General features: G+C 61.3%; 2 protein-coding genes. Both read right to left on the bottom strand.

Annotated elements, in window-relative coordinates; genetic code table 11:
- The coding region (locus JOY90_RS31985; protein WP_291695086.1) for an efflux transporter outer membrane subunit at nucleotides 1–1,160 on the bottom strand (1,160 nt) is incomplete at its 3' end.
- The coding region (locus tag JOY90_RS31980; protein ID WP_291695085.1) for an efflux RND transporter permease subunit at nucleotides 1,157–3,161 on the bottom strand (2,005 nt) is incomplete at its 5' end. The genes JOY90_RS31980 and JOY90_RS31985, both read right to left, overlap by 4 nt.

Raw genomic sequence — 3,161 nt, 5'->3', positions numbered from 1 at the left:
CGATAGGACGCAAGCGCCTCGGCGTTGCTACCTCGTGCCCGAGCGACCTCCGCATTGACCCTTCCAAAGTCGAACAGCCGCCAACGGATGGCGCCACCGCCGGCTGGCTGGAACGCCTGGTTTGAAAGCAGATGGCTGCTCACCGTCTCGAACCCGAGCGCACCCGACAGGGAGAACTTGGGGTAGTAATCCGACAGTGCTGCGCCGATACGCTCGTTGGAAGCCAGAAGCCGACGCTCGGCAGCAATGACATCCGGACGTCGCCGCAACATCTCGGTCGGCTCATCGCTCGCGGGGATGGCTGGCACCGCGGGGATGGCGCGCACTTGGTTCAGCTCCCGAGCGTATGTCCCCGGTTGCGAGCCCATGAGCACGTCGAGCCGATTCAACTGTTGCTCGAGCCCGATCGACAGCGGGGGGACGCTCGCTCGGGCTTGTTTGAGCAGGGCTTCCGCTTGGGCGATCTCGCGTCCCGTCGCTGCGCCAGCGTCGTATCGCTGGTGAACCAGGTTCAGCAAATGCTCGTCGTCCGCAATCTGCTGTTGTGCCAGTGCCAGCCGAGACTGATAGCCCCGAATCTGCAGATAAGCATCGGCCGCGTCAGCCGCGACCGTAATTCGAGTCCCTGCATGGTTGGCCTCTGCGGCTTCGGCCTCTGCGCGAGCCGCACTGGCAGCACGCCGAAGACCCCCGAAGAGATCCACTTCCCAACTTGCCGAGGGGCCTACGGAGTAGTCGTGAATACCCCGTGTGTAGCCTGGGATGGTCGAGGCGACCGATCCGAATGCTCCCAGGGTGCTCTGGCGCTCATAAGTCGCCGAGGCATTGAGGTCAGCACTGGGCAACAGTGCTGCGCCGGCTCCTGCTGCTGCGGCCCGCGCCTGCTGCACGCGCCCGATGGAAGCGGCCAGATCCAGGTTCTGCGCCAGCGCGCGCTGTACCACTTCCGACAGCATGGGATCGTTGAAGCCAGTCCACCAAGTATCGAGTGATACGTTCGCGGAATCGCCACGAACGGCTGCCACTGGATTGTTATGGAAAGGCAGCAGATCGTCTTTGGGTTTGTGGTAGTTGGGGCCGACGGCGCAAGCCGCCAGCACCGTACTCAACAGCAAACTTCTTACGACCGTTGTCGTGAGGGTATAGATTGTGGGATTCATGACGGCCGCCTGTGTCCGTTGATTGTTGTCAAATCGTGCTGAGTCGTAACGGCGCGCTTCTCGGGGCGCTTTCTACGGATAAATGTGTAGAAAGCGGGCGTGAAGAGCAGGCCGAAGATCGTCACACCAAGCATTCCGGAGAACACCGCCGTGCCAAGTGACTGGCGCATCTCGGCGCCTGCGCCAGTCGCGACAGCCAGCGGAAATACTCCGAGGATGAAGGCGAAGGAGGTCATCAGGATCGGCCGTAGCCGCGTCTTCGCGGCAGAGGTCGCCGCCGCGTCGGCCGTATCGCCCTCGTGATCCTGCTTCTGCCGGGCGAATTCCACGATTAAGATCGCGTTCTTCGCTGCAAGACCCAGCAGCACGACGAACGCGATCTGCGCGAGGATATCGATCGGCATACTGCGCAGGCTCAAGCCCGTCGAGGAAGCCAAGAGGCACATCGGCACGATCAGGACAATTGCCAAGGGCAGCTTCCAGCTCTCGTATTGTGCCGCGAGCACCAGGAAGGCAAACAGTGCCGAAGCGGCGAAGATCACAATCGTCGGAATGCCCTGTTCCTTTTGTTGGTGAGACAGTTCCGTCCATTCGATATCGAAACCGGGCGGCAACGCATTCTTTGCAATCTCCTCCATCTGGTTCATCGCTGTCCCAGATGACACGCCGGCGGCAGCTGATCCCAGTACGTCGGAAGCGGGGTACAGGTTGTAGCGCGGCTGCCGGTAGGGCGTCGTCTGATACTTGAAGTGCGCGACCGTGCCGATGGGCACCATCTCGCCGCTCGAGTTGCGTACTCTCAGCCGCGCGATATCCTCCTGGTTCTTACGAAAGTCCTGATCGGCCTGGACGACGACCTGATAGGTGCGGTTCAAGTAGTTGAAGTCGTTGACATAGGCGGATCCAAGATAGAGCTGCAATGTCGAGAAGATGTCACTTGGTGTCAGTCCGACCTTCTCGGCTTTCTCCCGATCGATGTCCACGTACAACGACGGCGCGCCTGCGTTGTAGAGCGTGTAGACGCCAGCGAAGCTGGGATCCTTGTTCGCCGCGTTGACCAGTGCGGCCGTGGCAGCCGCCAGCTCCGCAGGGGTGTGGTCACCGCGATCCTCGACCATGAGCTTAAAGCCGCCCGCCGCGCCAAGGCCCTGCACGGCCGGAGGGTTGATGACGAGGATTGTGGCGTCTTTGATCCCTGCCAGCGCGGCTCGAACCCGGGGCAGCATCGTAGCGGCCGTGACTCCCGGGACGTGCTTTCCGTAAAGCGAGGGGAGCGAGTAGAAGATCGTGGCCACATTGGGCGCGATCGTCGAGGTCGTCACATCAAATCCGGTAACTGGTGAGGTGTGTTCGGTGCCCGGGACCTTCAGAACCAGGTCGTTCACATGTCGCAGGACCTCATCCGTGCGCTGCAGGCTCGAGCCCGGCGGCAGAATGATCACCACTGCTTGGTAACCGATATCCTGGTCCGGGATGAAGCCCGTGGGCATCCGCGACATCTGAACGCCCGCCAGTCCAATAAGGCCGAGATAGACAATACCGACGACAGCGGTGGCGCGAACGAGACGAGCGGTCATTCGGCCGTAGCTCGCCGACAGCCGCTCGAATCCGCGGTTGAAATAGCCGAATCCTGTCTTCAGCAGTCGAGCCACACCCCGCGGCTCGGCATGCGCGTCGTGAGGTTTGAGCAGGACCGCACACAAGGCTGGGCTGAGTGTCAGCGAAACGATGACCGAGATGATCGTCGACGCCGAGATCGTTACGGCAAACTGCTTGAAGAACAGTCCCGAGATGCCGCTGATAAAGGCAGCCGGGATGAAGACCGCGCACAGCGTCAGTGCGATCGCAATCAGCGCCGTTGACACTTCCTCCATAGTCTTGTGCGCGGCTTCTTTTGGCGCCATGCCGAGCGCCATGTTGCGCTCGACGTTCTCGACTACCACGATCGCGTCGTCGACGACGATGCCAACCGCGAGAATCAATCCGAACATCGACAGATTG

It is taken from the genome of Bradyrhizobium sp., from assembly GCF_019242285.1.
In the GTDB taxonomy this organism is placed as follows: domain Bacteria; phylum Pseudomonadota; class Alphaproteobacteria; order Rhizobiales; family Xanthobacteraceae; genus Bradyrhizobium.
This window is presented reverse-complemented; position numbering and strand designations above follow the sequence as displayed.